The sequence below is a fragment of the Comamonas sp. F1-6 genome, from assembly GCF_039581415.1.
Lineage (GTDB): Bacteria > Pseudomonadota > Gammaproteobacteria > Burkholderiales > Burkholderiaceae_C > Comamonas > Comamonas thiooxydans.
The window spans coordinates 47,292-73,470 of sequence record NZ_JBCPWN010000009.1 but is presented as its reverse complement, the minus strand read 5'-3'; the positions used below and the strand labels follow the sequence as shown (position 1 = coordinate 73,470).

Here is a 26,179-nt window from a genome sequence, read left to right as displayed (position 1 = left end):
AACACCACAAAAGCCCGGCTCTCCGGGCTTTTGTGTTTGAAAGAGGCGCAAGCGAATGCAAATACTGACCGGAAAATGGGTAACTCCTTTGGGAGCTGCAGCCCTGAGCCTGATGAGCAGTGCGGCATCAGGACAGCATCTGTTCGATGCTTTGCCTCCTTTGCCCAAGGTGGCTCCCTTGATGGCCCCCACGGAGCTGCATGGTGATACACAGGGCGATATCCGCTTCAAGTCCAGCAGTCCGTACGACCTCGATGTGCTGCTCAGTCAGCCTGCCAGGGCAGAGGCAACCATGGGTATGGGAAAGCTGTTCCTGCCCAAGGGGGCCAGCGAAAAGAAGCAGGTGCCGGCCATGGTTGTCCTGCCAGGTGGCGCGGGGGCCATTCCCGGGCGAGAGAGCGAAACAGCCCAGATGCTGGCCGACAACGGCATAGCTGCGCTGTTGGTTGATAACTTCAAGCCGCGTGGCATCAGCGAAGACATGCCTTATGCGCTCAAGATCATGGGTACCTCCGAGTTCGATGCCGTGGCCGATGCCTATGCCGCCCTCAAGGCCTTGAACAAGCACCCGGCCATCGATGGCTGGCGTATCGGGGTGATGGGATTTTCCAAAGGCGGAATTGCGGCACGCATGAGCCTGGATGCGCGCATTCGCGACAAGCTGGCGCCTTTCATTCAGCCCTTTGCCTTGCATGTGGACTTTTACGGGCCTTGCTATGCGCTGCTGCAGTCACGCAAAACCACGGGTTCGCCCTTGCTCAGCTTCAGAGCGGGGGAGGATGCATCGAATGATCTGGTGGCCTGTGCACAGCAGGAAAAAATCCTGCGTGAGGCGGGCTCCGAGGTCAGTACGGTGGTTTATGCCAGAGCAGGCCATGATTGGGAAAGCGACAAGCCACGAGAGATGACGAACCGCCCCTATCTGTCCGGCTGCACGATAGAGTTCAATGACAAGGACTTTCCCGTCCTCAATGGCCAGCCGCTGATTCCCGCCGGGGCTCAGTTCGATCGCCAGACCCGCTACAGGATTCGGGTGCAGAGCGGCAAGGCTCTGGGGGACTGCGTCAAGGTGGGCTATATCGCCGGACGCGATGAAACCGCACGCAGTCTGGCCGGCAAGCAGTTGCTGCAGTTTCTCAAGGTAAAGTTCGAGCAGTAGACAGGACTCGGCGGAAAAGCAGAAGGCCAGCAAATGCTGGCCTTTTTCACGTGTCAAATTTGCCCGAAGTTCTTTTTTGATGGAGCGTAGGCTTCTGTCAATTGAGTCGTCCGGAAACAGAAAAGCCGCGCAGCATGGCCGCGCGGCTTGATTGATGGAGTGTGGCTGCTCAGGTGCCGGGCTGCAGCACGGAGCGCTCACCGATCTCAAGCAACATGGTCATGCTGCGCTTCTGGATGCGCCAGCCTTCGGGCAGCCTTACCCATTCGTCTTCATAGAAACCAATGGCGTCGTAGCGCAGATGACTGCGCTCGCCCAGTCCCTGATGCGCGGCTCGCACCTGAATCCTGCTGAGCGGGCGCTGCGGGTCGGCTGCATCGACTTCCAGATTGCCCAGTAGATGCTGGGTGGGGCCGCAGCCGTCAAGATGGGTGCTGATCATGCGGCGGACCTTGGCGACCCCTTCGCAGATGTAGCTGCCACCGTAGACCGTGGTGCAGTCAGGTGTGAACACCTGCTGCAGCAAGTCCCAGTTGCGTGTGTCGCAGGCCGTGGCGTAGCGGATCAGGGTCTGGGTCAGAGCATGTTCAAGAAGAACCTGCTCCAGCGTGCTTGCTGCGGTCTGCATCACACTTTGCCGTTCACGGATGACTGGGGCTCGGGTTTGAGCATGCCGCCCGCATGGCTGATACCGCCTGCGCTGCCTGTCGCATGGGCGTGTCTGGGCTGCCGGTGCAGGCGCTTGATGCGGGCCCTGGCTTCCGCCGCGCCCACATTCAGCCAATAGGCCATGGCAGGCAGCAGGAAGATCGCGCCCAGCATGTTCACCAGGAACATGAAGGCCAGCAAGATGCCCATGTCGGCCTGGAACTTCAGTGCCGAGAACGCCCAGGTACCCACGCCTATGGACATGGTCAGCGCCGTGAAGATGGCGGCGTTGCCGCGCTGGCGCATGGCTTCATAGAAAGCCTCGCGCAGCGTGATGTCTCGCTCGCGCAGCTCATGCTGCATGCTCTCGAACAGGTAGATGCCGTAGTCCACGCCCACGCCCACGCCCAGCGCCACCACGGGCAGTGTGGGGACCTTGAGACCTATGCCCAGCATGGCCATCAAGGCATTGCAGAGTATGGAGACGATGGCCAGGGGCACGACGATGCACAGCACGGCGCGCCAGCTGCGGAAGGTCAGCCAGCACAGCAGCGTGATGGCGCCGAAGATGGAGCCCAGCATCTGCACTTCGGCATGTTCCACGGCTTCGTTGGTCGCGACCGCCACGCCGGCGTTGCCGCCAGCCAGCAGGAACTTGACGTTGGGTGTCTTGTCCGCAGCGATGAAATCACGCACTTCATTGACGACATGGGTCAGCGTGGCGCCTTCGTGGTCCTTGAGGAAGACCTGCAGATTGATGACCTTGCAGCCCTCTGTGTTCAGGCCCAGATCGGGAGAAAGTGCCTTGGCACCCGAACGCAATGCGGCTTCGGTGCGCTGCAGCGCTGCCCAACGGGGGTTGCCCTCGTTGTTGCTGGAGGCCGCGATCTTGGCCAGACCGGAGACGGTGGAGACGGATTGCACGCCGTCAACCCGGCGCATGCGCGACTCAAAGCGCTCCACGGCGTTCATCACCTGCCAGTTAAGGCAGCCTTCGTCGAGCTTGGAGGTTTCGACGAAGACGGACAGCACGTCCATGCCTATGGAATAGCTGCCGATGATGGTGTCGTTATCACGGTTGTAGCGCGACTCGGCACGCAACTCGGGAGCGCCCGTTCCCACATCACCTGTCAGCAGATTGCGCGATTCGTAGGTACCGGCGGCCAGCAGCAGCAGCGACACCACCAGAGTCAGCATTGCGGGCTTGCCTTCGGCCAGTGCTGACAGCTTCCACCAGATGGGGTTACGGCCATTGGCTGAGGAGGAGGGGGCTTGCATGGCCTTTTTTTCCAGGCGCAGATTGGCCAGCACCGCGGGCAGGAACACCTTGTTGGTGATGATCATCAGCAGCACGCCCATGCAGGCGGTCACGCCCAACTCGTGCACGATGGGGATGTCGATCAGCATGATGACCATGAAGCCCAGAGCATTGGTCAGCAGCGCCAGAGCTCCGGGAATGGCCAGCTTGCGAATCGCGTTCTCGGCGGCCAGCCTGGAGCTTAGGCCGGCGCGTACATCATGCTTCCAGGCTCCCGTCATCTGCACCGCATGGGATACACCGATGGAGAAGATCAGAAAGGGAACCAGGATCGACATGGGGTCGATGCCGTAGCCGATCAGCGGCAAAATGCCCAGCAGCCAGATCACGGGCAGCAGTGCCACGGCCAGGCCGACCACCGTGATGTTGGTTGACTTGGTGTAGAGACGCAGCATGATGGCCGTGATGACAAAGGCGATGGCAAAAAAGGTCATCACCGTGGTCAGGCCGTCCATCACATCGCCCAGTACCTTGGAAAAACCAATGATGTGGATGGAGATGTCCTTGCCTTCGAACTTGCTGCGGATCTCTTCCAGGCGCTGCGCAACCTTGTGATAGTCGAGCTTTTCTCCGGTCTTTGGGTCGACCTCGAGCAGGTCGGCGCGCACCATGGCGGATTTCAGATCGTTGCTGACCAGAGAGCCGATCTGACCGGACTTGGCCACGTTGGAGCGTACCTGGGCCAGGCCTTGTTCGTTGGCCTCGAAGCGCGAAGGAATCAGCACCTCGCCCACGTAGCCGTCTTCGGTGATCTCGATGTATTTCACATTCGGTGTGAACAGCGAATACACCTGGCCGCGGTTGACGCCGGGGGTGAAGAAGACCTCGTCCGTCACGCCACGCAGGGCTTCGAGAAATTCCTTGTTATAGATATCGCCTTGCCGGCCCTTCCATTCCACGCTCACCAGAATGCGGTTGGCTCCGGAGAAGGTGGCTGAATGCTTGAGAAATGCCGTCATGTACTCATGACGCATGGGGATCAACTTGTTGAAGCCCGGATCCAGGTGCGTGCGCATGGCCGAGACAGCCAGCAGTGCCGTGGCAATCAGCGTCAGCACGACTATGGACTTGCTCCACGAAATCAGCCAGCGTGCCGTGGATGCAATAAACCGGTCCAGCCGGCTGGTGGGTTCGCTCAGAGTCATTGTGTCGCTCCTGGGTCAGCCTGAGCGGCTGCCTTGGCTTGTTGTGGTGGGGGAAAGGGTTGCAGGCCTGCGTCGCTGGACATCCATCCGCTGTCGGGGCCGGTAAGCACAATGTCGGTCAGGGTGGCGCGGCCCTTGGCGCGTTGCAGGCTGAAGCTCTTGCCGCCGTCCTTGCTCAGGCCGAGCATGCTGCCCTGTCCTACCAGGATGATGGTTCCGTCCTTTTCCTGGGCATGGCCAAAGAAGGAGACCGGAGCCTGAATCGTCGACTTGACCCATTGCGCGTCCGGTGCGGCCTGCACAAAGGCGTTGCCGCGCATGCCATAGATCAGCCAGCCGCCTTCGCGTGTAGGCATGGCGTTGTAGAAAGATCCGTTGTAGAACCCGGGCTCGATCTGCCAGCTTGCGCCGGAGTCCTCGGACTTGATGACCAGGCCGCGCTCGCCCGCTATCAGCCAGTGCTTGCCATCTTCGGAGCTGGCAATGCGGTTCATGTGCTTGTCCTCCACCTCTGAGGGCAGGGGCAACTGCTCCCAGGTCTGACCGTTATCCCTGGAGGTGATGGCACGGCCGAAGGCGCCGACACTGATCCAGTCGCCCGAAGGAAGGCGCGCGATCGACATCAGAGGCTCTCCGTTTTCCTTGGAGAAAGCGACTTCCTCCCAGGTGCTGCCTCCGTCCTTGGTACGCAGAATCCAGCCTTCGTGCCCCACGGCGAAGCCGGTCTTTCTGTCGGGCGCAAAAGCCATGCTGACGATGAGCGCCTGACGCTGCTCCTTGATCTGTGCCTGCTGCCAGTGAGCACCCTTGTCGTCCGAGTACAGGATTTCACCGAGTGCGCCGGCTGTCAGCAGACGATCGCCCACCTGAGTGATGGTGTTGAAGTGACTGCGCTCGATGCCAATGGTGGTGGGGGCCAGGGGGGGCGGTGTGCGGGGTGCAAAGGCGAGCGCTGAGGCAAAGGCCACCAATGCTGCTGCGCCTATACCGACGGCTGTTTTCACGTTGTCTCCTTATTGATTCGTACACGCTGTGCATGTATTGCAAACACGGGTGCAGGTTCTTGATTTGGAGCTTCAGCAACATCGTCCGAATGGACGTTTGCCCGGAGAATTAGGGGTATGTACGGGGCCGGCTTTTTAGTCTCTACAGACGATGGATTCGGTCTGCTTCATTTACACAATGAATGCACACTTTCTTGGTAAGGGAGACATATGGGTTTGCAAGGAAAAGCGGCGCTGGTTGGCGTCGCGCAGTACAAGCCGCAGAAGTACGCAACGGCGCCGCGCATGTTCCATCTGGAGCAGGTGGCCGATCTGACGCTGCAGGCTCTGGAGGACGCCGGCATGGAGCTGTCCGAGGTGGACGGTCTGATCACCAGCGCTCCGCACTTTCATGAAGCCAGCTGTTTTGTGCCGGCCATGGCCGGCGAATACCTGGGCGTGCGCCTGAACTTTGCCGAAGTCGTGGACCTGGGGGGAGCCAGTTCCGTGGCCATGGTCTGGCGCGCGGCGGCTGCGATCGAGCTGGGGCTGTGCAACACCGTGGTCTGCGTGCTGCCCTCGCGCATGGCACCGATCTCAGAACATGACGACCACATCAAGGAAGTCATGAAGGCCAGCCGCTTCGGCGGCCACAGCACTCGCTTTGGAGCGCCCGAGGCCGAGATGGACCTGCCCTATGGCCATATGGCGCAGAACACCGGCTATGCCATGATCGCCCAGCGCTATGGCGCGGTCCATGGCTACGACGCGGCCGCTCTGGCACGCATCAGCGTAGACCAGCGCTTCAATGCCTGTCACAACCCCGACGCCATGTTCTACGGTCAGCCCATCACGGTGGATGACGTGCTGAACTCGCGCATGGTGGCCGACCCTTTGCATGTGCTGGAAATCGTGCTGCCGGCTGCGGGTGGCGGCGCCATGATCGTCACGCGCGCCGATCGCGCCAAAACCACCAGACACCGCCCCGTCAGCATCGTCGGCTGCGGCGAGCATGTGAGCAGCAAGTCACCCACCTATATGGCCGACATGCTGCAGACCCCCATCGGCCCGGCTTCTGCCAAGGCTTTCGAAATGGCGGGCATGCGTCCCTCAGACATGCATATGGCGCAGATCTATGACTGCTACACGATCACCGTGATGCTGACGCTGGAAGACGCGGGCTTTTGCGAGAAGGGCAAGGGCATGGACTTTCTGCGCAACAACGATTTCACCTTCAAGGGCAACTTCCCCATGAATACCCATGGCGGCCAGCTGAGCTTCGGTCAGTCCGGCACGGCGGGCGGCATGTCCCAGGTGATTGAAGCGGTGCACCAGATTCAGGGGCGTGCCGGCGACAGGCAACTGGGTCGCAACGATCTGGCCTATGTGTCCGGCACCGGTGGCGTGATGAGCGAGCAGGGCGCCTTGATCCTGCGGGGAGCATAAGAACATGGCTTGGAACAAACCTCTGCCCCATCCCACGGAAATTTCTGCGCCGTACTGGGAAGGTCTCAAGGCCCACGAAGTGCGCATTCAGCAATGCGATCGTGGACACTCGCTGTTTTTCCCACGCACCCATTGCCCCACTTGCGGATCGCGCACCCTGAAGTGGAACAAAGTGTCGGGCGAAGGCACGCTTTACAGCTTCACCATCGCACGCATTCCCACCATGCCCGAATTCACGGACGAGATGCCCCAGGCCCTGGCCGTGGTCGAACTCCGTGAAGGCGTGCGCATCAACACCACCATGGTCGGCGTGGATCCCGAGGCGCTGAAGGTGGGCATGGAGGTGCGTCCCGTGTTTGACGAGCGCCCCGGCGAGGTCACCCTGCTGCGTTTTACCGCCCGTGCGGGCAGCCACCCGACTGTCATCAAGGCGGACGCCGAGGCCGCAGTTGCGGTTGCCGTGGTGGAGGAGGCTGCCGCAGCCAAGCGCAAGATTTCCGTCAAGGACATCGAGGCCATGAAGTCGCTGGTGTCCGAGGAGTACAGCCCCTGGTCCAACGAGTTCACTGTAAGCCAGGAAGTCATCAACGAGTTTGCCAAGCTCTCCGGCGACGACTACTGGATTCACACCGACCCCGTGCAGGCGCGCGAGAAAAGCCCGTTCGGCACCACCATCGCCCACGGCGCTCTGGTGCAGGTGCTGGCCAGTCAGCTCAGGATTCCGCTGGACTACGAGGTGGTGGACTTCAACAACATGGTCAACTATGGTTCGGACCGCCTGCGCTTCCCGACCCCCGTGCCCTCCGGCTGCAAGATCCGTGCGCGGGCTCGCATCAAGGCTGTGGAGCAGGTCAAGAGCGGCGTGCAGGCCACGATGGAGCTCAACATCCATGTGGTCGGCCAGGACCGTCCTGCAGTCATCAACGACCTGGTGATTCTTTACATGTAATCGCCGTTGCCCGCCCGGTGAAGGCGGGTGTTTCAGTTTCTTCAAGGGTTGGGGCTTTGCGCAAGCAAAGCCCTTTTTTTGCGGCCGTTCACGGATGGGATCCTGGCTCTGTTGGAATGCGATAAATATCAGTCAAGTTGGCTTTATACCTATGTCTTAAAAGCGATGGCAGCTATCAAATTATTGAAACTCTGCCGGCAGGAGTCAAAGCCATGCGGCGGCGCCATCGGGTCGGTGATCTGGGGTTGCCACCTAAGTAAATACCTGCTCATCAAAATGGACGATGTTGCGTTTTCCGTGCTGGCCATACTGCAAACCAGAAAGGCCATAGAGCCTGTAAAGGAGACAAGCATGAAAACCTCTTTTCGCTGGATGAATGCGCTTCGCGCAGTGTCGCTGGTGGCTGCCGCACTGGCGCTGTACCTGCCTGCCATGAATCTGCCGCAGGGTACCGCTGTGGCAGGGCAGGCGGAGCCTGCGGTCAAGCTGCCCGCTGGCATCGTGCTGGCCAGTGCCCAGACCTCCTGGAACGCGGTTTTTGCATCGGGCTATTGAGCCCTGGGCTGAAAGCTCTGCCGGTTGAGTCCTCTCGTTTTCCCTTGATCGGTCCTGAAATCGGCGGCCTGATGGCAGCGAGTTGCCGTTGTATCGGCATCGCCTCCAGCCCGCCTCGGAGGGGCGGATACGGCTTTGTTAAGCCATGGACTCTTGCTGCTTTCAAAGCATGTACATGACTTTGATCTCCAGATAATTTCTGTACTGTAAAGTACAGGTAAATGAGACCGATTCTCGCTTATGATGCGCACGCGTTTGCACAGCACACAGGTTGTAGCCAATTGATGCCGTAGTCCCTGCTGCGGACGATACCCGCCAAGCCGAATTAAAACTCCGTATAACGAGGCATTCATGGCATTGAGGTATTCGCCGCTGGCAGCGGCATTGGGGCTGGCTTTTTCCGGTGCAGCGTGGGCGCAGCAAGCTTCAGAGGTGGTGCTGGACGAAGTACAGGTCCGCAGCGATCGCCAGCCCGATTCCGGCTACAACCCACCCACGGCAACGAGCGCCACCAAGATCGAGGCCCCGTTGCGTGATATTCCTCAGACCGTGAATGTGGTGCCTCAGAGCCTGCTGCGCGATCAGGTCGCTCAATCCATGCAGGACGCTCTCAAGGCCGTGCCTGGCGTGGGCTTTTCTCATGGTGACGGTCAGCGCGATCAGGTCACCATTCGCGGCTTCTCCGCCATTGCCGACCAGTTTGTGGACGGCTTGCGCGATGACGCGCTGTATTTCCGCGATCTGTCCAATATCGAGCAGATCGAAGTGCTCAAGGGTCCTGCATCGGTGCTGTACGGGCGCGGCTCGTCGGGCGGCCTGATCAATCGCATCACCAAGAAGCCCGGCGTCAATCTCAGCGAAGTGGGCTTGACTCTGGGGCGCTGGAACCAGCGCCGTGGCGAGTTCGACCTGGCGCGCGCGCCGCAGGACAGTGCGGTCTCCTATCGCCTGACCGGCGCCGTTGAGCGCGCCGACAGCTACCGCGACCAGCAATTTCTCGATCGCAAGGCGCTTGCGGCATCGGTGCTGATCAAGCCCAGCTCGGACACCAGCGTGCTGCTGCAGGCCGACTATCTGAAGGACAGCCGCCTCACGGACTTCGGCATCCCCGCGTACCAGGGCCGGCCAGTCAATGTGTCACCCGGTACCTATTACGGCGCGGCCAATGCCAGGGATGTGGATGTAAGCCGTGCCGAAGTGGCATCGCTGGGGGCCACGCTGAATCACCGGATCAGCGACAGCCTGTCCTTGCGCAATGCCTTGCGCTACTACGATTATTCGCTGGATAGAAACAACACTCTCGTGGGCTCGGTCAACGAGAAGGCGATGACGGCATCGCTGACACGCGGCAATGTGCAGCGTGACGAGAGCGGATTTTTCAACCAGACCGAGCTGAGCCAGAAGCTCGAGTTCGCCGGGATGAAGCATCAGCTGCTGTACGGCTTTGAATTCGGCCGACAGAGCAAGGATCTGCTGTCATACAGCCGAGCCAATGTGGCAACGGTCTCGCTGTTCAATCCGGTGCTGCCGACTTTGCCGCTGCGCATCGACGGCAAGCCTGCGGCGGACAATCACAGCGTCTTCAAGGTGGCCAGCGCCTACCTGCAGGATCTGGTCACCATCAGTCCTCAGTGGAAGGCACTGGCTGGTGTGCGCTATGACCGCTTCCAGCAGGAAACGCATGAGCGTCAGCCCGGCAAGCCGGATTTGAGCCGTACGGACACTGCCTGGAGTCCGCGCGTCGGGCTGGTCTATCAGCCCTCGTCGGCGTGGTCCTACTATGCTTCTTGGAGCAAGTCCTTCCAGCCTTCAGGTGAAACCTTTGCGCTGGCTGCCAACAATGCACAGCTGGCGCCGGAGAAAACGACCAGCCAGGAAGTCGGAGTCAAATGGGATCTGCCGGACGGCAAGGCTTCGGTCACGGCCTCGCTATTCAAGCTCGAGCGCACCAATATCAAGAGCGTCGACCCCACAAGCAACACCGTGGTGCCTCTGGGCGTGCAGCGCACCAATGGGCTGGAGCTGACGTTTGCCGGAGAGATTGCACCGAGCTGGCAGGTCTGGGCCGGCTATGCATTCCTCGATGGAGAGATGACCACATCGCCTGCCGTCGATTCCGGCCAGCCGGTCCAGGGCAAGCGCCCCACGCTGACGCCCAGGCAAAGCGCCAACTTATGGGTGACCAAGGCACTGGGCCACGGCTTCGGCCTGGGCGGGGGGCTGAACTATGTCGGCGCCCGGTTCGCCAATCCCGGCAATACCGTGACCTTGCCAGGCTACACCACAGTGGATGCCATGGCCTACTACCGCATGGGCCCCTGGGATGTGCAGCTCAAGCTCAACAATCTGCTGAATCGTCGCTACATCGTGGCCGGTCATGGCAGCGTGCCCAACCTCAACCTGCCGGGCGCACCGCGCTCGGCTCAGGTGGTGGCGCGCTATCGCTTCTAGAAAAGATGTGCCATGTAGCCCGGGCAGGCTGGCCTGGATGGATAGAGGCCTGATGCTCAGGCCGATGCCGCAAAAAAAGGGTTCAACGGCCGCCCCAAGCAGCCGCTGAACCCGATCAAAGTGGCAAAGAGAGCCTGAAGTCAGAAGTATCAGGCCGCCACAGCCTGCCTCTGGCGCTCGCGCACCATGGTCAGTGCCGTGTCTTCGATCATGTCTTCCTGGCCGCCCACCATGCCGCGGCGGCCCAGCTCCAGCAGCAGCTCGCGTGCGGGGATGCCGTACTTGGCTTCGGCACGCTTGGCAAACAGCAGGAAGCTGCCATAGACGCCTGCGTAGCCCAGGGTCAGCGCGTCGCGGTCGATGCGGATGGGAAAGTCCATCAACGGCACGACCAGGTCTTCGGCCACGTCCTGGATCTTGAACACGTCCACGCCGGTTTCAATCCCCATGCGCGCGCACACGGCTACCAGCACTTCCATCGGCGTGTTGCCCGCACCGGCGCCCAGGCCGGCAGCCGCAGCGTCGATGCGGTTGGCACCGACTTCCACTGCAGCCAGAGAGTTGGCGATGCCCATGGCCAGGTTGTGGTGGCCATGGAAACCCAGTTCGGTCTCGGGCTTCAGAGCCTGGCGCACGGCGGACAGACGCTCTTTCACGTCGTCCGGCAGCATATAGCCGGCCGAGTCCGTGATGTAGATACAGTTGGCGCCGTAGCCTTCCATCAGCTTGGCCTGCTTGACCAGACCTTCGGCACTGTTCATATGCGCCATCATGAGAAAGCCCACGGTATCCATGCCCATCTTGCGGGCCATGGCGATGTGCTGCTCGGAGACATCGGCCTCGGTGCAATGCGTGGCCACACGGATGGTGGAGACGCCCAGCTCGTGGGCCATCTTCAGGTGATCGACAGTGCCGATGCCGGGCAGCAACAGGGCCGAGACCTTGGCCTGCTTCATCAGCGGGATGACGGTGGACAGGTACTCCTCGTCCGTATGTGCAGGAAAGCCGTAGTTGACCGAGCTGCCGCCCAGGCCGTCGCCATGGGTCACTTCAATCAGGGGCACGCCAGCGGCATCCAGTCCCGTGGCCACGGACTTCATCTGTTCCAGGGTCATCTGGTGGCGCTTGGGGTGCATGCCGTCACGCAGCGTCATGTCGTGAACGGTGATCTTCTTACCTTTGAGGGACATGTTCTTCTCCTGGATCAGACGGCAACAGCGGCTTCGGCCAACTCGAAACGGCCGGCGAGGATTTCTTCGGCAAACATCTCGGCCGTGCGCGCCGCGGCGGCGGTCATGATGTCCAGATTGCCCGCGTACTTGGGCAGGTAGTCGCCCAGGCCTTCGACTTCCATATAGATGGAGACGCGGTTGCCGTCGATCACGGGGCCGTTGACCAGCTTGTAGCCGGGCACGTATTTCTGCACTTCCTTGATCATGGCGTGCACCGAGGCTTCGATCTCGGCAGGCTTGGGCGTATCCACCGTCAGGCAGTGGATGGTGTCGCGCATGATCAGCGGCGGCTCGGCGGGGTTGATGACGATGATGGCCTTGCCCTTTTGCGCGCCGCCAATCTTTTCCACGGCACCCGATGTGGTGCGGGTGAATTCGTCGATGTTCTTGCGCGTGCCGGGGCCGACCGAGCGGCTCGATACCGTGGCCACGATCTCTCCGTAGCTCACGGCCTGCACGCGCGAAACCGCAGCCACCATGGGGATGGTGGCCTGGCCGCCGCAGGTGACCATGTTCACGTTCATGGCCTTTTCTGCAACCTTCTCGGCCAGATTCACGCTGGGCACGCAGTAGGGGCCGATCGCTGCAGGCGTCAGGTCGATCATCAGCACGCCCAGCTCGTTGAGCTTGCGGCTGTTTTCGGCGTGGACATAGGCGCTGGTAGCGTCAAAGGCGATCTGGATGCCGTCTTCCTTGACAAAGGGCAGCAGGCCATCCACACCGTCGGCCGTGGTCTTGATGCCCATCTCGCGGGCACGCTTGAGACCATCGGACTCAGGGTCGATGCCGACCATCCACACAGGCTCCAGTATGGGGGAACGCTGCAGTTTCATGAGCAGATCGGTACCGATATTGCCGGGGCCGATCAGTGCGCATTTGATCTTTTTTTGCGTCATGGTTTCTTACTCGGTGAATTGAATGGAACAAGTACCCATGCCTTCGATGACCATGTCGAAACGGTCGCCGGCGGCAGCGGGCACCAGGGGGGCGAGAGAGCCAGAGAGAATCACTTCACCGGCTTTGAAAGGAATGCCAAAAGCGCCCAATGTGTTGGCCAGCCAGGCTACGGCTTCAGCTGGGTGGCCCTGCACGGCACTGCCCAGGCCAGAGCCTGCGGGCTGGCCGTTCCGTCGCATCTCCATGGCGGCAGCGGCCAGATCCAGCGAAGCCGGATCTGTGTGCTGCTTGCCGATCACGAAGACGCCGCAGGAGGCGTTGTCGGCCACGGTGTCCTGGATCTTGATCTTCCAGTCCTTGATGCGCGAATCGACGATCTCGAAGCAGGGGGCGACCCACTCGGTGGCGGCCAGCACGTCTTCCTTGGTCACCCCCGGGCCTTGCAGATCCTTCTTGAGCATGAAGGCAATTTCGCCTTCGGCGCGGGGCTGGATCAGACCGGCTGCCTTGAGCGAGACGGCAGCGCCGTCCTCGTATTCCATGCTGTCGGTCAGAAAGCCGAAGTCGGGCTGGTGCACATTCAGCATGTCCTGCACGGGCTTGGAGGTCACGCCTATCTTCTTGCCGATCACACGTTCGCCCGATGCTTCGCGCAGGCGCAGCATGTGCAGGGAGATGTGATAGGCGTCTTCCACCGTCATTTCGGGGTGGCTTTCGGTCAGTGGTGCCAGCGTCCTGGCGGTGCGCAGCGCGTCATACAGGCGCCGGCCCTGGGTTTCGGTGAATGACAGATCAAGTTCGGTGGTGCTCATGGATTCAACCGTTTTTCATGAAGTCTATGCAGGTGCGGTTGAACATCTCGCGATGCTCGACCTGCACCCAGTGGCCGCACTGGTTGACCAGCACCACGCGGCAGTTCTTGATGCCCTTGGCCAGCTTGTCGGCACCACCCACGGGATTGAAGGCATCCTGCATGCCCCAGAACCCCAGCACATTGCACTTCAGATCAGGCAGCTGCTCGGTCATATTGGGGATGTACAGGCGTTGGCGCGAGGCCTCGGTCTGGGTCAGCGCAATCGGGGCGCGTTCATTGATGATTTCTTCCGTCAGCAGCGACTGGTCCACCACCTGCATGCTCATGACGGCGCGCATGGCTTCGGGGCCGGTCTTGCCCGACTTGTAGACATTGAACATATTGGCAATGCCGGGCATGGCCATATAGGCTTCAAACTCTTCCACGCCACCAGGTGCCATGAGGATCAGGCTCTTGACGTCCTCGGGGTACTTGAGCGCATAGCCCAGCGCCACGGCACCGCCCAGCGAATTTCCCAGCAGGGTGATGTTTTTCAGGCCCAGCTGCTCCACCAGTCCCTTGACGCCGGCGATGAAGAAATCCATGTCGTACTGCCTGGGCTCCTCGGTCTTGGACGAGAGGCCGTAACCGAGCAGGTCGGGAACGATGGAGCGAAAGCCGGCCGCAGCAAACTCGGGGTAGTTGCCCTTGAAGTTGCTGTAGCCGCTGGCACCGGTGCCAGCGCCGTGCAAAAAGATCACGGGGTCGCCAGAGCCTTGCTCATGGTAGTGAACGCGCTGAGGATGACCGGCCACATTGCCGATGTCCACATACTTGCCTTCTGGGATGGAAAATTGGCTCATCTCTGTTCTTTATGCTTGGAGTGGATAGGCGAAGGCTGTCTCCTGCCTTCGGGTGAGAAATCTTGGATGACGAGGCTTATCAAGTCCTGGCTTGCCAGAGCTTGGGCAGGCCGGGATCGGTGGCGGCAATCGCCTTTTTGAGCAGATTGCGCAGCGTGGCTGCTTCCATCTCGCCAAGGCTTGCTATCAAATCGGTTTCCACGGCTTTGGCTGCCGCCAACACACGCAAGATGGCTTCGTTGCCCAGGGGCGTGAGCTGCAGCGACTCGGCGCGCCCGCGGCTTTCTTCCACCCAGCCCTTGCTGATCAGCGACTGCAGGGCCACGGCTCCGATGTCGGTGCCGGTGTAGGCCATGTGAGACGCAATTTCGGCAGGCGACTGAGGCTGCTGGATGCTCAGCAGCGAGAGCACGTAAAAATCGGCATCGGTCATGCCGTAAGCCGCCATGGGCTTGCGCAAGCCGCTCAGGAATTGAAAGTGCGCGCGGCCCATCAAATATCCGATCAGGTTTTCCGAGTAGGCGGTATTGGTGTCTGCGGCAGGTTCGCTGGCCACGGCGTTGGCCTTGCGTGAAGCCAGGGCGTAACCGCCGGTCACGTAGAGCAGGGGAGGGTGTGGGTTGGCGTCGTAGTCGGTCACCTCGCCCACAAAGATGATGTGGTCGCCGCCGTCGTACTGAAATGCCGTCTTGCACCTGAAGCGCGCACTGCAGTCCTGCAGCAGCGGGGCATGGGCTGCCTCGGAGTCCAGCGGCAGGCCGGAGAACTTGTCTTCGCCAGCACGGGCAAAGCGGTTCGACAGGGCTTCTTGCTCGTTGGAGAGGATGTGCACATTCCAGGTGTCGGCGTTCTGGAACACAGGCAGGCTGCGGGCGTTCTTGGCCAGGCTCCACAAAACCATGGGGGGCTCCAGCGAAACCGAGTTGAAGCTGTTGGCGGTGATTCCTACAGGCTCGCCATTCTCTGCACGGGTGGTGACGATGGTGACCCCGGTGCCAAACATGCCCAGGGCGCGGCGAAAGTCTTTGGGGTCGAAGGTTGCTGCAGTGCTTTGCATGGGGTGAATGTCTCCTTGGTGCAAGAGTGCTGCGAACAGGGCTTTTATGAATCCTTCACATGGACTAGCAGCGCAAAACAGGGCTTGGTGTTTGTCCTAGGCTCCGTGTTTTTGCTGTGCGGGATCAGGCTTTGGAGAAGTCCGCAAACGCCTGCTTCATCGTTAGTCTGATCGGACGATGAACGGAAAATTGCATGGTGAGAGCATTTCTGTCATAGGCGAAAAGGCCTTGCCCACCACACCACAAGCCGTCCGGTGGAGCGGCAACTGGAGACCTGAATGAACACAATGACAGATAACTACCTCACTCCTGATGCGCTGGCTGTGATCGAGCGTGCCAAGGCCCTGGCGCCCAAGCTGGCGGCACGCGCGCAGCAGGCGGATCGCGAAGGAAAGATCAGCGACGAAACCGTTCAGGAGATGGCTGAGGCGGGGCTGTTCCGTGTGCTGCAGCCAAAGCGCTGGGGTGGCTATGAAATGGATCCCCGTGTGTTCTACAGCGTGCAGATGGAGCTGGCCAAGGGCTGCATGTCCACGGCCTGGATTTACGGGGTGGTCGGCGTTCACCCCTGGCAGCTGGCGCTTTTCCCCGACCAGGCTCAGCAAGATGTGTGGGGCAAGGATAACGGCGTGCGCATCGCCTCGACCTATATGCCTACTGGCAAGGCCGAGCCCGTGGAAGGCGGATTCAGGTTCAACGGTCGCTGGAGCTTTTCCACCGGCTCCAAGCATTGCGACTGGCTGTTTCTCGGCGGTCTGCTGCCCAAGCGTGATGGCACACCTGGCCTGGAGCATGTGACTTTTCTGGTGCCCAAGGCGGACTTCCGCATTGAGGACAACTGGGATGTGCTGGGCCTGCGCGGTACAGGCAGTCATGACATCGTGGTGGAAAACGCGTTTGTCCCGGCACATCGCATCCAGTACACCAACGACCACAGCGATGTGGGCTGCCCCGGCCGCATGGAAAACACCAGCTGGCTGTTCCGCATCCCCTTTACCCATGTGTTCCAGCGTGCGGTGTCCACCGCCTGCCTGGGCGCGCTGGAAAGCGCCATCGCGTCGTTCACCGAGCGCGCGACGGCGCACGTTGGAAAGCATGGCAACAGGATGGCCGAGGACGTGAACGCCCAGACGGCCGTGACCGAAGCCACGATTGCGCTGGACCAGCTCAAGATGGTTCTCTTCCGCAATTACGCACGCATTGTGGATGCGGCCAAGACTGGTATTCAGCTGACGCTGGAGGAGCGTCTGCTGCAGCGTGCTCAGGCGTCATACGTTCCCAAGCTGACGGGCTTTCATGCCAATGAGCTGATGCGTGCCTGCGCAGCCAGCGGTACTTTCAAGAACAACCCCATCGAGCGTATCTTCCGCGACATCCATCAGGGACGTACCCACATTGCGAACAACACGGATGCCTATGTGCGCGCCTATGGCTCGCATGTGCTGGGCATTCCCAACCAGGAGCCCTTTGTCTGATTGAATTCAGGCCAAGCTGCGGCAGCGCTCTCACAGCGGAGGCTGCCGCCAGCGTGTATTTGCGAGAGTCCATCCATAAAACAAAAGATTGACGGAGACAAGGTATGGCAGAACAAGAATATGACCTGATCGTCGTGGGGTCGGGGGCTGGTGCCATGTTGGGCGCCATTCGCGCGCAGGAGCAGGGCCTCAAGACTCTGGTGGTGGAGAAGACGGAGCTGTTCGGCGGCACTTCGGCCCTGTCGGGAGGCGGCATCTGGATTCCGCTCAATTACGATCAGAAGACCGCCGGCATCAAGGACGATCTGGAAACCGCATTTGGCTATATGAAGCGCTGTGTGCGAGGCATGGCGACGGATGACCGCGTGCTGGCCTATGTGGAAACCGCCAGCAAGATGGCCGAGTATCTGCGCCAGATCGGGATTCCTTATCGCGCCATGGCCAAGTATGCGGATTACTACCCCCATATCGAAGGCTCCAGGCCCGGCGGTCGCACCATGGATCCGGTTGACTTCAATGCCGCCAGGCTGGGCCTGACGGCGCTGGAAACCATGCGCCCGGGCCCTCCCGGCAATCAGTTGTTCGGCCGCATGAGCATCAGTGCCTTCGAGGCGCATTCCATGCTCTCGCGCGAGCTCAAGTCGCGCTTCACCATCCTGGGCATCATGCTCAAGTATTTTCTGGACTACCCCTGGCGCAACAAGACCAGGCGCGATCGTCGCATGACGGGCGGCCAGGCGCTGGTGGCAGGCCTGCTGACTGCTGCCAACAAGGTCGGTGTCGAGATGTGGCGCAGCTCTCCGCTCAAGGAGCTGGTGAAGGATGCATCGGGCCGTGTGACGGGTGTCATCGTTGAAAGGAATGGTCAGCGCCAGCAGATCAACGCCAGACGTGGCGTGTTGTTGGGGGCTGGTGGTTTTGAGCGCAACCAGGAGATGCGTGACCAGTATCTGAACAAGCCCACCAAGGCAGAGTGGACGGCCACCCCAGTGGGAGGCAATACCGGTGATGCTCACCGGGCTGGTCAGGCCGTGGGCGCGCAGCTGGCGCTGATGGACTGGTCCTGGGGCGTGCCCACCATGGATGTTCCCAAGGAGCCGGCCTTTCGCGGCATTTTCGTGGAGCGCTCGCTGCCGGGGTGCATGGTTGTCAACAGCAGAGGGCAGCGCTTTCTCAACGAGTCCGGCCCTTATCCGGAATTTCAGCAGGCCATGCTGGCCGAACATGCCAAGGGCAATGGCGGCGTGCCTGCATGGATTGTGTTCGACGCCAGCTTTCGCGCGCAAAACCCCATGGGGCCGCTGATGCCTGGCTCGGCCGTGCCGGATAGCAAGGTGCGCAAGAGCTGGCTGAACAATGTCTACTGGAAGGGCGAGACGCTGGAAGATCTGGCGCGCCAGATCGGCGTGGACGCTGCTGGCCTGCAGGACAGTGCGCGCCGCATGACCGAATACGCCAGAACCGGAAAGGATCTGGACTTTGACCGGGGCGGCAATGTGTTTGACCGCTACTACGGCGATCCGCGTCTCAAGAATCCCAACCTCGGCCCCATCGAGAAAGGTCCTTTCTACGCCATGCGCCTGTGGCCCGGCGAGATCGGCACCAAGGGAGGGCTGCTTACCGATAGAGAGGGGCGTGTGCTCGACACGCAAGGCAGGATCATCGAGGGGCTGTACTGCGTGGGCAACAACTCCGCCTCCGTCATGGGGCCGGCCTACGCAGGCGCTGGTTCCACCTTGGGGCCTGCCATGACTTTTGCCTTTCGCGCCGTGGCTGACATGGTGGGTAAGCCCCTGCCCCTCGAGAACCCGCATCTGCTGGGCAAGACGGTTTGATCTGGAGGCGCAGAGATGTCCAATTTCAAAAAGCATGTCAGCACCATCAATCCTGTGGGTGCAGTCTTGGATGTGGGGTCGGCCGATGAGGTTCAGTGGTCCGATGCAAGCGATGTGGTGGTGGTCGGCTGGGGAGGCGCAGGTGCCAGTGCAGCGATTGAGGCGCGCGAGCAGGGGGCCGAAGTTCTGGTGATAGACCGCTTCAGTGGCGGTGGTGCAAGTGTGCTGTCGGGTGGTGTGGTCTATGCCGGTGGCGGTACCAGGTACCAGAAGGAGGCGGGCTTCGAGGACTCACCCGAAGCCATGACTGCCTACCTCAAGCATGAGGTCAATGGTGTGGTCAGTGACGAGACACTGGCTCGTTTCAGCCGCGACAGCGTGGCCAACCTGAATTGGCTGGAAAAGCAGGGCGCTACCTTTGCGTCGACCATGCCCGCGTACAAGACCTCCTATCCGACCGATGGCATGTATCTGTACTACTCGGGCAACGAGGTGGTGCCCGCCTACGGCAACCCGCAACTGGTCAAGAAGCCTGCACCGCGCGGTCATCGCGTGGTGGCCAAGGGGCAGTCGGGTGCGACGTTCTTTGCCGCGCTGCAAAAATCCACATTGGCGCACGGAGCCCGCACATTGACGCAGGCCCGCGTCCAGCGCCTGGTGCGCGAGAAGAACAGTGGCCGTGTATTGGGCGTGGAGGTGATGGTGTTGCCCGAAGGCGATCCACGTACCGAACGCCACAAGAAGCTCGATGAGCTGGTGGCCAAGTGGCGTTTGTATCAGGCACCACGTGCCCAGGCGGGTCGTCGTGAAGCTGCGCAGATCGAAAGCGAGATCGGCGAGAAGCGCTACATCCGTGCTCGCAAAGGTGTGGTGCTATCCACTGGCGGCTATATCTTCAATTCGGAGTTGCTGGAGAGGCATGCGCCGGCTTACAAGCCCGGCTGGCTGACCGGCGCTGCGGGCTGCGATGGCTCTGGTCTGCGCCTCGGGCAATCCGTGGGAGGGATCGCTCAGGACCTGAACAATATTTCGGCCTGGCGCTTCATCACCCCACCCTCGGTCTGGCCCAAGGGTCTGGTGGTCAACACCAAAGGCGAGCGCTTCTGCAATGAACAGGTCTACGGTGCCAAGCTCGGCTACGAGATGATGGAAAAGCAGGGGGGACAGGCTTGGCTCATCATTGATAGCAAGCTGCGCAGGCAGGCTGCGTGGCAGTGCCTGTTTGGCGGCTTGTGGGCCTTCCAGTCCATGCCCGCGCTGGCGCTGATGTACAAGGTCGCGATCAAGGGCAAATCTGTCGCTGACCTGGCCAAAAAGCTTCGCATGGATGCAACAGTGCTGCAGCTCCAGTTTGATCGCGCCAATGCCGCTGCACGAGGTGAGATCGAAGACCCGTTGGGCAAGTCCCAGGACATGCGCCATGAGTTCAAGGGCGGCTCGCTGTTTGCCATCGATATCTCCATCAGCCAGAAGATGTTCCCGCTGGCCGTCCTGAGCCTGGGGGGCCTCAAGGTCAACGAGGACAACGGTGCAGTGATTGACGGTGCCGGCTATGACATTCCCGGGCTGTATGCCGCGGGGCGCACCGCCATTGGTGTGGCTTCCTCGCGTTATGTGAGCGGCTTGTCCCTGGCCGACTGCGTGTTCTCGGGCCGCCGAGCGGGCAAGGCGGCTGCACTGGAAGGGGACGAGTCCCCTGCTGCCCAGGCAGTGTGTCCGCAGGCAAGCGCTGTGGAGAGCGTCAGTTCCTGACCCCGTGGATTGGGGACGATCTTGTGCCGGGGCGCCAGTGCAAGGTTGCACAAAAGAGTGAGTGAGTAAGGGGTAAGAAGAAATGAGCAGTGAAGCCACAACAACCGCATCGCGGTATCACCCGCTGCGCGTGCGCGCGGTGATTGACGAGACGCACGATACCAAGTCAATTGTGTTCGAGGTGCCAGAGGCTCTGGCTGAGCAATTCAGCTATCGTCCCGGCCAGTTTCTGACTCTGCGACTGCCTATCGAGGGCCGCTATGTACCTCGCTGCTACTCCATGTCCAGTGCTCCGATGCTCGACGATGCCTTGCGGGTGACTGTCAAGCGCGTCGACAAGGGACGAGGCTCCAACTGGGTTTGCGACAGGGTTCAGGTGGGTGACTCCATCGAGCTGATGCCTCCCTCGGGCCTGTTCTCGCCACGGAATCTGTCTCAGAACTTTTTGCTGCTGGCCGGTGGCAGCGGAATCACACCGGTGTTCTCCATCTTGCGCACCGTACTCAAGCAGCATCAGGGCAATGTGGTGCTGTTCTATGCCAACCGCGATGAGCGCTCGGTGATCTTCAAGAAGGACCTGCAGCAGCTGGCGGCCGAGTACCCGGATCGCCTGCAGGTCATTCACTGGCTGGACTCTGTGCAAGGCGCGCCTTCGCAGAAGCAGCTCGCAGCCTGGGCCACGCCCTGGGTGGCCGATGCTGGCCAGGCCTTTATCTGCGGGCCGGGCCCTTTCATGGATGCCGCACAGGCCGCGATGATCGAGGCCGGCATGCCTGCCGAGCAGGTACATGTGGAGCGCTTTGTCTCTCTGCCTGACGAGGAGACTCTGCAACTGATGCAGGAGGCAACTGCTCCCGTGGAGGCTGCTGTCGACCAGGCCCTGGTGCAGCTGCGTCTGGACGGCGAGGAGTACGAATTCAACTGCAGTGGCACGGAGACCATTCTGGAGGCCGGACTGCGCGCCGGCATCAATGTGCCCTACTCCTGCCAGGCCGGCATGTGCGCATCCTGCATGTGCCAGGTTCAGGACGGCAGCGTACATCTGCGACACAACGAAGTGCTGGATGCCAAGGATCTGTCCAAGAAGTGGACGCTGGCCTGTCAATCCGTGCCCACCAGCGAAAAGCTGCGCGTCAAATTTCCGGAGTAACTTATGTCGAATACCAACCAGAACGCGATGCCCGAGTCTTCGCTGACCTTGCCCGGCATGCTCGCTGACGTGGTCAGCCGCTTTGCCGGTCGCGCGGCGATTGTCGAAAACGGCAAGTCCATCAGCTATGCCCAGCTGCAGCAGCTGAGCCGCCTGGCCGCACGTGCCTTGATGAGCCTGGGCGTGCAGGCCGGCGACCGTGTGGCTCTGTGGGCACCGAATCTCAGCGAGTGGATCGTTGCCGCCTGCGGTGTGCATGCTGCGGGCGGCGTGCTGGTGCCCTTGAACACCCGCATGAAGGGCGCCGAGGCTGCCGATATTCTCGAACGCAGCCGTGCCAGGGTGCTGGTGTGCGTGGGCGACTTCCTGAACAACTACTACCCGGATCTGCTGAACGGCCTGCGTCCTGTCACACTGCAGCAGGTGGTGGTACTCGGTGACAAGGTGCTGTCCAGTGCAGACCTGAGCTGGGCGCAGTTCATGGCCAGGGCCGATGGCACGACTGCCGAAGCCCAGCAGCAGCGTGAAGCCCAGATCAAACCCGACGATACGGCCGATCTGATGTTCACTTCCGGCACCACGGGACGCCCCAAGGGAGTGATGTGCGCGCACCGCCCGACGATCCTGGCTTTCAAGGCCTGGTCGGATGTGGTGGGTTTGACCGAAGGCAGCCGATACCTGATCGTCAATCCGTTCTTTCACACCTTTGGCTACAAGGCCGGCTGGGTGGCAGCCTTGCTGCAGGGCTCCACCGTCTATCCCGAGCAGGTATTTGATGCGCAAGCCATCTTGCATCGCATCGAGAGCGACCGTATCAGCTTCCTGCCCGGGCCGCCCACTCTGTTTCTGTCCATGCTGGCGCATCCGGGGCTCAAGAATTTCGATCTGAGTTCGCTGAAGTCCTCCGTGACCGGTGCTTCCACGGTACCTCCCATTCTCATCAAGCGCATGCGCGAGGAGCTGGGCATCATGAATGTCACCACGGCCTATGGCCTGACGGAGTGCGGCGGTTGTGCCACGCTCTGCGAGCCTTCCGACAATGTGGAAACAGTGGCCAATACCTGTGGCAAGGCCCTGCCCGGGACCGAGGTGCGCTGTGTGGACGAGCAAGGACAGCCTGTTGCCCCAGGTGAAGCGGGGGAGGTGCTGCTGCGCGGCTATCACATCATGCAGGGCTACTTCGAGGATGAAAAGGCCACGGCAGAAACCATTGATGCCGATGGCTGGTTGCATACAGGCGATGTGGGAGTGCTTGACGAGCGCGGCTACCTGCGTATTACCGACCGCCTCAAGGATATGTTCATCGTGGGCGGCTTCAACTGCTACCCCGCAGAAATCGAGCGCATGCTGTCCAACCACCCCGATGTGGCGCAGGTTGCTGTGGTCGGGGTGGCCGACGAGCGCATGGGCGAGGTAGGCTGTGCCTGCGTGGTGACATGCAACGGCGTGGCACTGGACCAGGATGCCTTTATCGCCTGGTGCCGCGCCAATATGGCCAACTACAAGGTTCCGCGCTTTGTTTTGCAGCTCGATGGCCTGCCCGTCAATGCCTCCAACAAGGTGCAAAAGCGTGATCTGCTGCAGATCGTCAAGAGCCGGCTCGCGCCTGCTTCACAGCCGGCCTGAACAGGCCATCTGAAAAAGCCACGCGGTTTTCGAAAACCGGCTCAAAATCGTGGCTATAATTCAAGTTTGCTCTGTAAGGCGAATGGCTTTGCAGAAATGCGGGAATAGCTCAGTTGGTAGAGCGATACCTTGCCAAGGTATAGGTCGACGGTTCGAACCCGTTTTCCCGCTCCAGATTTTGAAAAGGGAAGCAAAAGCTTCCCTTTTTTATTGCTTTGGTCGCATGGCTGATGCAATACTTCTCGCTGGCGCCCTGCGCCGGTGGTGAAGTGGGCCCCGATGGTGAAATTGGTAGACACTGCAGACTTAAAATCTGCCGCTTTTAACGAAGCGTACCGGTTCGATTCCGGTTCGGGGCACCAGAATTGAAAAGCCTGCTATATCTTGTGTAGCGGGCTTTTTTTATTTGTGACTTGAGTAGCCGTTGCTGCCCGCAGTCTTGCTGAAGGTGGGAAAATTCAGCCACTGCGATGCCGTAGGGCTGTGGGCGTCAAGGCTTGGCCAAGGCGCTTGGAAAAGTCCTTGCTTCGATGCAATATGGCTTGCAGTTCTGTCATGCTGACGAGGCCTGCACTCCCAGAGAAAAAAGATGTCTAGTTACAACGCTGCTTTTGAAATTCATGTCCACGGACAGGTTCTGCTCCGTGCTGATGTTACGTATGAGCAGCTGCAAGATGCATTGCGTCCCTTGTGGGCCTATGCTGGCGCGCGCTCATTGACCGACGGCGAGGGAAGTCTCTATGAAGAAGAGCCCGGCATTCAGTTCGACGCCAAGGAGCACCTGCTGCAGATGTGCTGGACCGTGCGTGGTGACGATGATTTTCGTCAGTCCCTGGACGATATGTGCATGGGGCTCAACGAGCTGGCCGAGCAGGGCTCGCCCATCGAAGTGACCTTCTACGACACCGAGTTCGACGAGGAAGAGGCTCCTGCCGAGGCGCAAAGCCGCGATGACTTCCTGATGCTGTTTGTCGGCCCCAATCCTGCGGCCATCATGCAGGTGCAGCGCGATCTGCTGGTGCAGGATGTCATCAACATGATGGAGCGTCACTTTGACGGCGCAGAGCTCGGCGGAGTGGTGCAGGAGATCGACAAGCTGTTCTCGCAGCGCTTCGAAGCCCTGGTCAGCTCGCTGGAGCTGGGCAAGCCGCCGCGTGGTGGATCGGGGGGCTCGGCCTCCGGTCATGGCGGCAATCGCCGCCCGCGCCATCTGCATTGATTCCTTCGATCATCCGCTGTCAAAGCCCTCTGTGCTGCAGTCCCGAGACTGTGGCGGAGGGCTTGTCTTTTGTCATGAAGCCCATTCCTACACCCAAGTATTCAGGAGCCGTTACCCAGCAGCTGCGCAAGGACAGGGCTGCGCGCGCCAGCATGGGCGAAGAAGGGGTGAATGCATCCATGCCTCTGGCATTGCCCTATCTCTCGGGCTACGCGCCATCGCTGCAGAATCAGGTGCGCGACTGGCTGCTCGCGGGCAGGGCTGCTGACTGGCTGCTGCGCAAATATCCGCAGGCCCACGCGGTTCGCACGGACAGGGCGCTCTATGACTATGTCGATGCGCTCAAGGCGCAATATCTGCGCAATGCAGGGCAGTTGCACAAGGTGGCCTACGACAGCAAGATTCATGTGGTGCGCAATGCCCTGGGTCTGCATACGCGGCGTGCGATTGCGCATGGAGGCCGGCTCAATGCCCGACACGAGATTCATGTGGCGGCCATGTTCAAGCAGGCGCCAGATGCCTTTTTGCGCATGATTTGCGTGCATGAGCTCGCGCATATCCGCATCATGGATCACGACAAGGCTTTCTATCAGTTATGCACGCATATGGAGCCTGATTACCATCAGTTGGAGTTTGATGTGCGCTTTTACCTCAGCTATCTGGACCAGGGTGGTCAGCTGCTCTGGGTTTGATGGTGCAGATCAGGCGGGTGTGGCCAAGGCGCTTGGCGAGCACACGTTGACGGCCAGGCTGCAGCCTGCGGGCAGATCCAGCCAGCGCTGGGCCGCGGCTTGCATGGCCGTCAGGCGGCCGGTTGTCATGAGCTGAATCTGCTCGGCCTGGGCCAGCTGCAGCGATCCATCGGTCTCGGCTCCCAGCAGATTGCGCTGCTCGAGCATGCGCCGGGTCTGGCGTGCCACGGGGGCCCCCGTGTCCAGGAACTGGATATCGGGCCCCAGCAGGGCACGCAAATCGTCCTTGACGAACACATAGTGGGTACAGCCCAGCACCAGCGTATCCATCTGTCCTGTCTTAAGGCCGAAACTCCCCAAAGCGCTTGTGTACTTTGCGCACAGCGCTCTGATCTCCGTGGCGCTTGCATCCTCGGGCAATGCTTGCTCCGTGCTTTGCTCGATCGCCCTGGCCAGGCCGTCGCAGGCTTGGAGGTGAAACTCGGCGCGTTGGCCATGCTCCGACACCAGGCGTGCCACACGCTGGCTGGAGATGGTGCCCCGGGTGGCCATCACGCCCACATGATGGGTCTGGCTGGAAAAAGAGGCAGGTTTGATCGCCGGTTCCACGCCAATGACGGGCAGTTGCGGCAGGCGTTCGCGCAACAGTTCCACGGCCGCAGCGGTGGCGGTATTGCAGGCAATCACGAGAATCTTGATGTCGTGCTGCTCCAGCAGGTATTTCGCAATGGCCAGGCTGCGCTCCTGCACAAACGCATCGCCGCGTGCATCGCCATAGGGTGCATTGCCGCTGTCGGCCAGATAGACAAACTGCTCGTGCGGCAGCTCATGGCGCAGTGCATGCAGCACGCTGAGGCCGCCCACACCGCTATCAAAAATACCGATGGGGGAGTGAGGAGTGGGCATGGTGCAAGAGGTAGGTGGAGGCGATGG

The 26,179-nt window shown here is 60.7% G+C and carries 21 protein-coding genes and 2 tRNA genes; 14 read left to right on the top strand and 9 right to left on the bottom strand.

The genetic code is table 11. The features are described from left to right. Nucleotides 1-55 precede the first annotated feature (55 nt). Nucleotides 56-1,159 (top strand): dienelactone hydrolase family protein, encoded by a 1,104-nt coding sequence (locus tag AAIL66_RS11545; RefSeq protein WP_343496789.1) that lies wholly within the window; start codon nt 56-58, stop codon nt 1,157-1,159. Nucleotides 1,160-1,328: 169 nt separating this feature from the next. On the opposite strand, the gene AAIL66_RS11540 is transcribed toward AAIL66_RS11545, so the two are convergent. The 3 genes from AAIL66_RS11540 to AAIL66_RS11530 are packed head-to-tail and all read right to left on the bottom strand — an operon-like array spanning nt 1,329 to nt 5,274. After that, nucleotides 1,329-1,787: a nuclear transport factor 2 family protein gene (locus tag AAIL66_RS11540; RefSeq protein WP_343496788.1), complete on the bottom strand. Its 459-nt coding sequence runs from the start codon at nt 1,785-1,787 to the stop codon at nt 1,329-1,331. Next, complete coding sequence (locus tag AAIL66_RS11535) at nt 1,787-4,270, bottom strand: MMPL family transporter (RefSeq protein WP_034396848.1); 2,484 nt, start codon at nt 4,268-4,270, stop codon at nt 1,787-1,789. The genes AAIL66_RS11540 and AAIL66_RS11535 overlap by 1 nt, the downstream gene beginning before the upstream one ends. Next, nucleotides 4,267-5,274 (bottom strand): YCF48-related protein, encoded by a 1,008-nt coding sequence (locus AAIL66_RS11530; protein WP_343496787.1) that lies wholly within the window; start codon nt 5,272-5,274, stop codon nt 4,267-4,269. Before AAIL66_RS11530 ends, AAIL66_RS11535 begins: the two co-directional genes overlap by 4 nt. 210 nt (nt 5,275-5,484) lie before the next feature. On the opposite strand from AAIL66_RS11530, the gene AAIL66_RS11525 reads away from it, so the two are divergent. From AAIL66_RS11525 to AAIL66_RS11510, 4 genes are all read left to right on the top strand, one after another. Further along, a complete protein-coding gene (locus tag AAIL66_RS11525; RefSeq protein ID WP_034360356.1) occupies nt 5,485-6,699 on the top strand; it encodes a thiolase family protein in 1,215 nt (404 codons plus the stop codon). A 4-nt stretch (nt 6,700-6,703) separates the two neighbouring features. After that, on the top strand, nt 6,704-7,648 hold the full coding sequence (locus AAIL66_RS11520) for an OB-fold domain-containing protein (RefSeq protein WP_059440886.1): 945 nt from the start codon (nt 6,704-6,706) through the stop codon (nt 7,646-7,648). A 351-nt stretch (nt 7,649-7,999) separates the two neighbouring features. Then, nucleotides 8,000-8,203, top strand: a complete 204-nt coding sequence (locus AAIL66_RS11515; protein ID WP_034378556.1) for a hypothetical protein — start codon at nt 8,000-8,002, stop codon at nt 8,201-8,203. Between the two features lie 351 nt (nt 8,204-8,554). Further along, the gene (locus AAIL66_RS11510) at nt 8,555-10,654 is read left to right on the top strand and encodes a TonB-dependent siderophore receptor (protein WP_343496786.1); all 2,100 of its coding nucleotides are present in this window, start codon (nt 8,555-8,557) and stop codon (nt 10,652-10,654) included. Between the two features lie 149 nt (nt 10,655-10,803). Here AAIL66_RS11510 and tesG read toward each other — a convergent pair whose 3' ends face one another. From tesG to AAIL66_RS11485, 5 genes are all read right to left on the bottom strand, one after another. Further along, on the bottom strand, nt 10,804-11,844 hold the full coding sequence (tesG, locus tag AAIL66_RS11505) for a 4-hydroxy-2-oxovalerate aldolase TesG (RefSeq protein WP_034410442.1): 1,041 nt from the start codon (nt 11,842-11,844) through the stop codon (nt 10,804-10,806). A gap of 14 nt (nt 11,845-11,858) precedes the next feature. Continuing rightward, entirely contained in the window at nt 11,859-12,782 is a 924-nt protein-coding gene (gene tesF / locus AAIL66_RS11500; RefSeq protein ID WP_004341179.1) for an acetaldehyde dehydrogenase TesF, read from the bottom strand. Nucleotides 12,783-12,788: 6 nt separating this feature from the next. After that, on the bottom strand, nt 12,789-13,595 hold the full coding sequence (gene tesE / locus AAIL66_RS11495; RefSeq protein WP_063664584.1) for a 2-hydroxyhexa-2,4-dienoate hydratase TesE: 807 nt from the start codon (nt 13,593-13,595) through the stop codon (nt 12,789-12,791). A gap of 4 nt (nt 13,596-13,599) precedes the next feature. Then, nucleotides 13,600-14,439, bottom strand: coding sequence for an alpha/beta hydrolase (locus AAIL66_RS11490; RefSeq protein ID WP_059440889.1), 840 nt, complete (start codon nt 14,437-14,439; stop codon nt 13,600-13,602). 79 nt (nt 14,440-14,518) lie between these two features. After that, nucleotides 14,519-15,496, bottom strand: coding sequence for a flavin reductase (locus AAIL66_RS11485; protein ID WP_343496785.1), 978 nt, complete (start codon nt 15,494-15,496; stop codon nt 14,519-14,521). Nucleotides 15,497-15,784: 288 nt separating this feature from the next. On the opposite strand from AAIL66_RS11485, the gene AAIL66_RS11480 reads away from it, so the two are divergent. From AAIL66_RS11480 to AAIL66_RS11440, 9 genes are all read left to right on the top strand, one after another. Next, entirely contained in the window at nt 15,785-16,972 is a 1,188-nt protein-coding gene (locus AAIL66_RS11480; RefSeq protein WP_343496840.1) for an acyl-CoA dehydrogenase family protein, read from the top strand. A gap of 104 nt (nt 16,973-17,076) precedes the next feature. Beyond that, nucleotides 17,077-18,807: an FAD-dependent oxidoreductase gene (locus AAIL66_RS11475; RefSeq protein WP_045840126.1), complete on the top strand. Its 1,731-nt coding sequence runs from the start codon at nt 17,077-17,079 to the stop codon at nt 18,805-18,807. Between the two features lie 15 nt (nt 18,808-18,822). Next, the gene (locus AAIL66_RS11470) at nt 18,823-20,559 is read left to right on the top strand and encodes an FAD-binding protein (protein WP_343496784.1); all 1,737 of its coding nucleotides are present in this window, start codon (nt 18,823-18,825) and stop codon (nt 20,557-20,559) included. A gap of 82 nt (nt 20,560-20,641) precedes the next feature. Beyond that, entirely contained in the window at nt 20,642-21,709 is a 1,068-nt protein-coding gene (locus AAIL66_RS11465; RefSeq protein WP_012837543.1) for a ferredoxin--NADP reductase, read from the top strand. A gap of 3 nt (nt 21,710-21,712) precedes the next feature. Further along, nucleotides 21,713-23,335: a FadD3 family acyl-CoA ligase gene (locus tag AAIL66_RS11460; RefSeq protein ID WP_343496783.1), complete on the top strand. Its 1,623-nt coding sequence runs from the start codon at nt 21,713-21,715 to the stop codon at nt 23,333-23,335. Between the two features lie 98 nt (nt 23,336-23,433). Further along, nucleotides 23,434-23,509: transfer RNA gene (locus AAIL66_RS11455), tRNA-Gly, on the top strand. A gap of 99 nt (nt 23,510-23,608) precedes the next feature. Further along, nucleotides 23,609-23,697 (top strand) — tRNA-Leu (locus AAIL66_RS11450). A 227-nt stretch (nt 23,698-23,924) separates the two neighbouring features. Further along, nucleotides 23,925-24,554, top strand: coding sequence for a DUF6806 family protein (locus AAIL66_RS11445; protein WP_003061017.1), 630 nt, complete (start codon nt 23,925-23,927; stop codon nt 24,552-24,554). A gap of 74 nt (nt 24,555-24,628) precedes the next feature. Continuing rightward, on the top strand, nt 24,629-25,246 hold the full coding sequence (locus AAIL66_RS11440; protein ID WP_343496782.1) for a YgjP-like metallopeptidase domain-containing protein: 618 nt from the start codon (nt 24,629-24,631) through the stop codon (nt 25,244-25,246). A gap of 9 nt (nt 25,247-25,255) precedes the next feature. Here the strand turns inward: AAIL66_RS11440 and murI are convergent, their stop codons facing one another. Beyond that, nucleotides 25,256-26,152 (bottom strand): glutamate racemase, encoded by an 897-nt coding sequence (gene murI / locus AAIL66_RS11435; RefSeq protein WP_343496781.1) that lies wholly within the window; start codon nt 26,150-26,152, stop codon nt 25,256-25,258. Nucleotides 26,153-26,179: the final 27 nt, after the last annotated feature.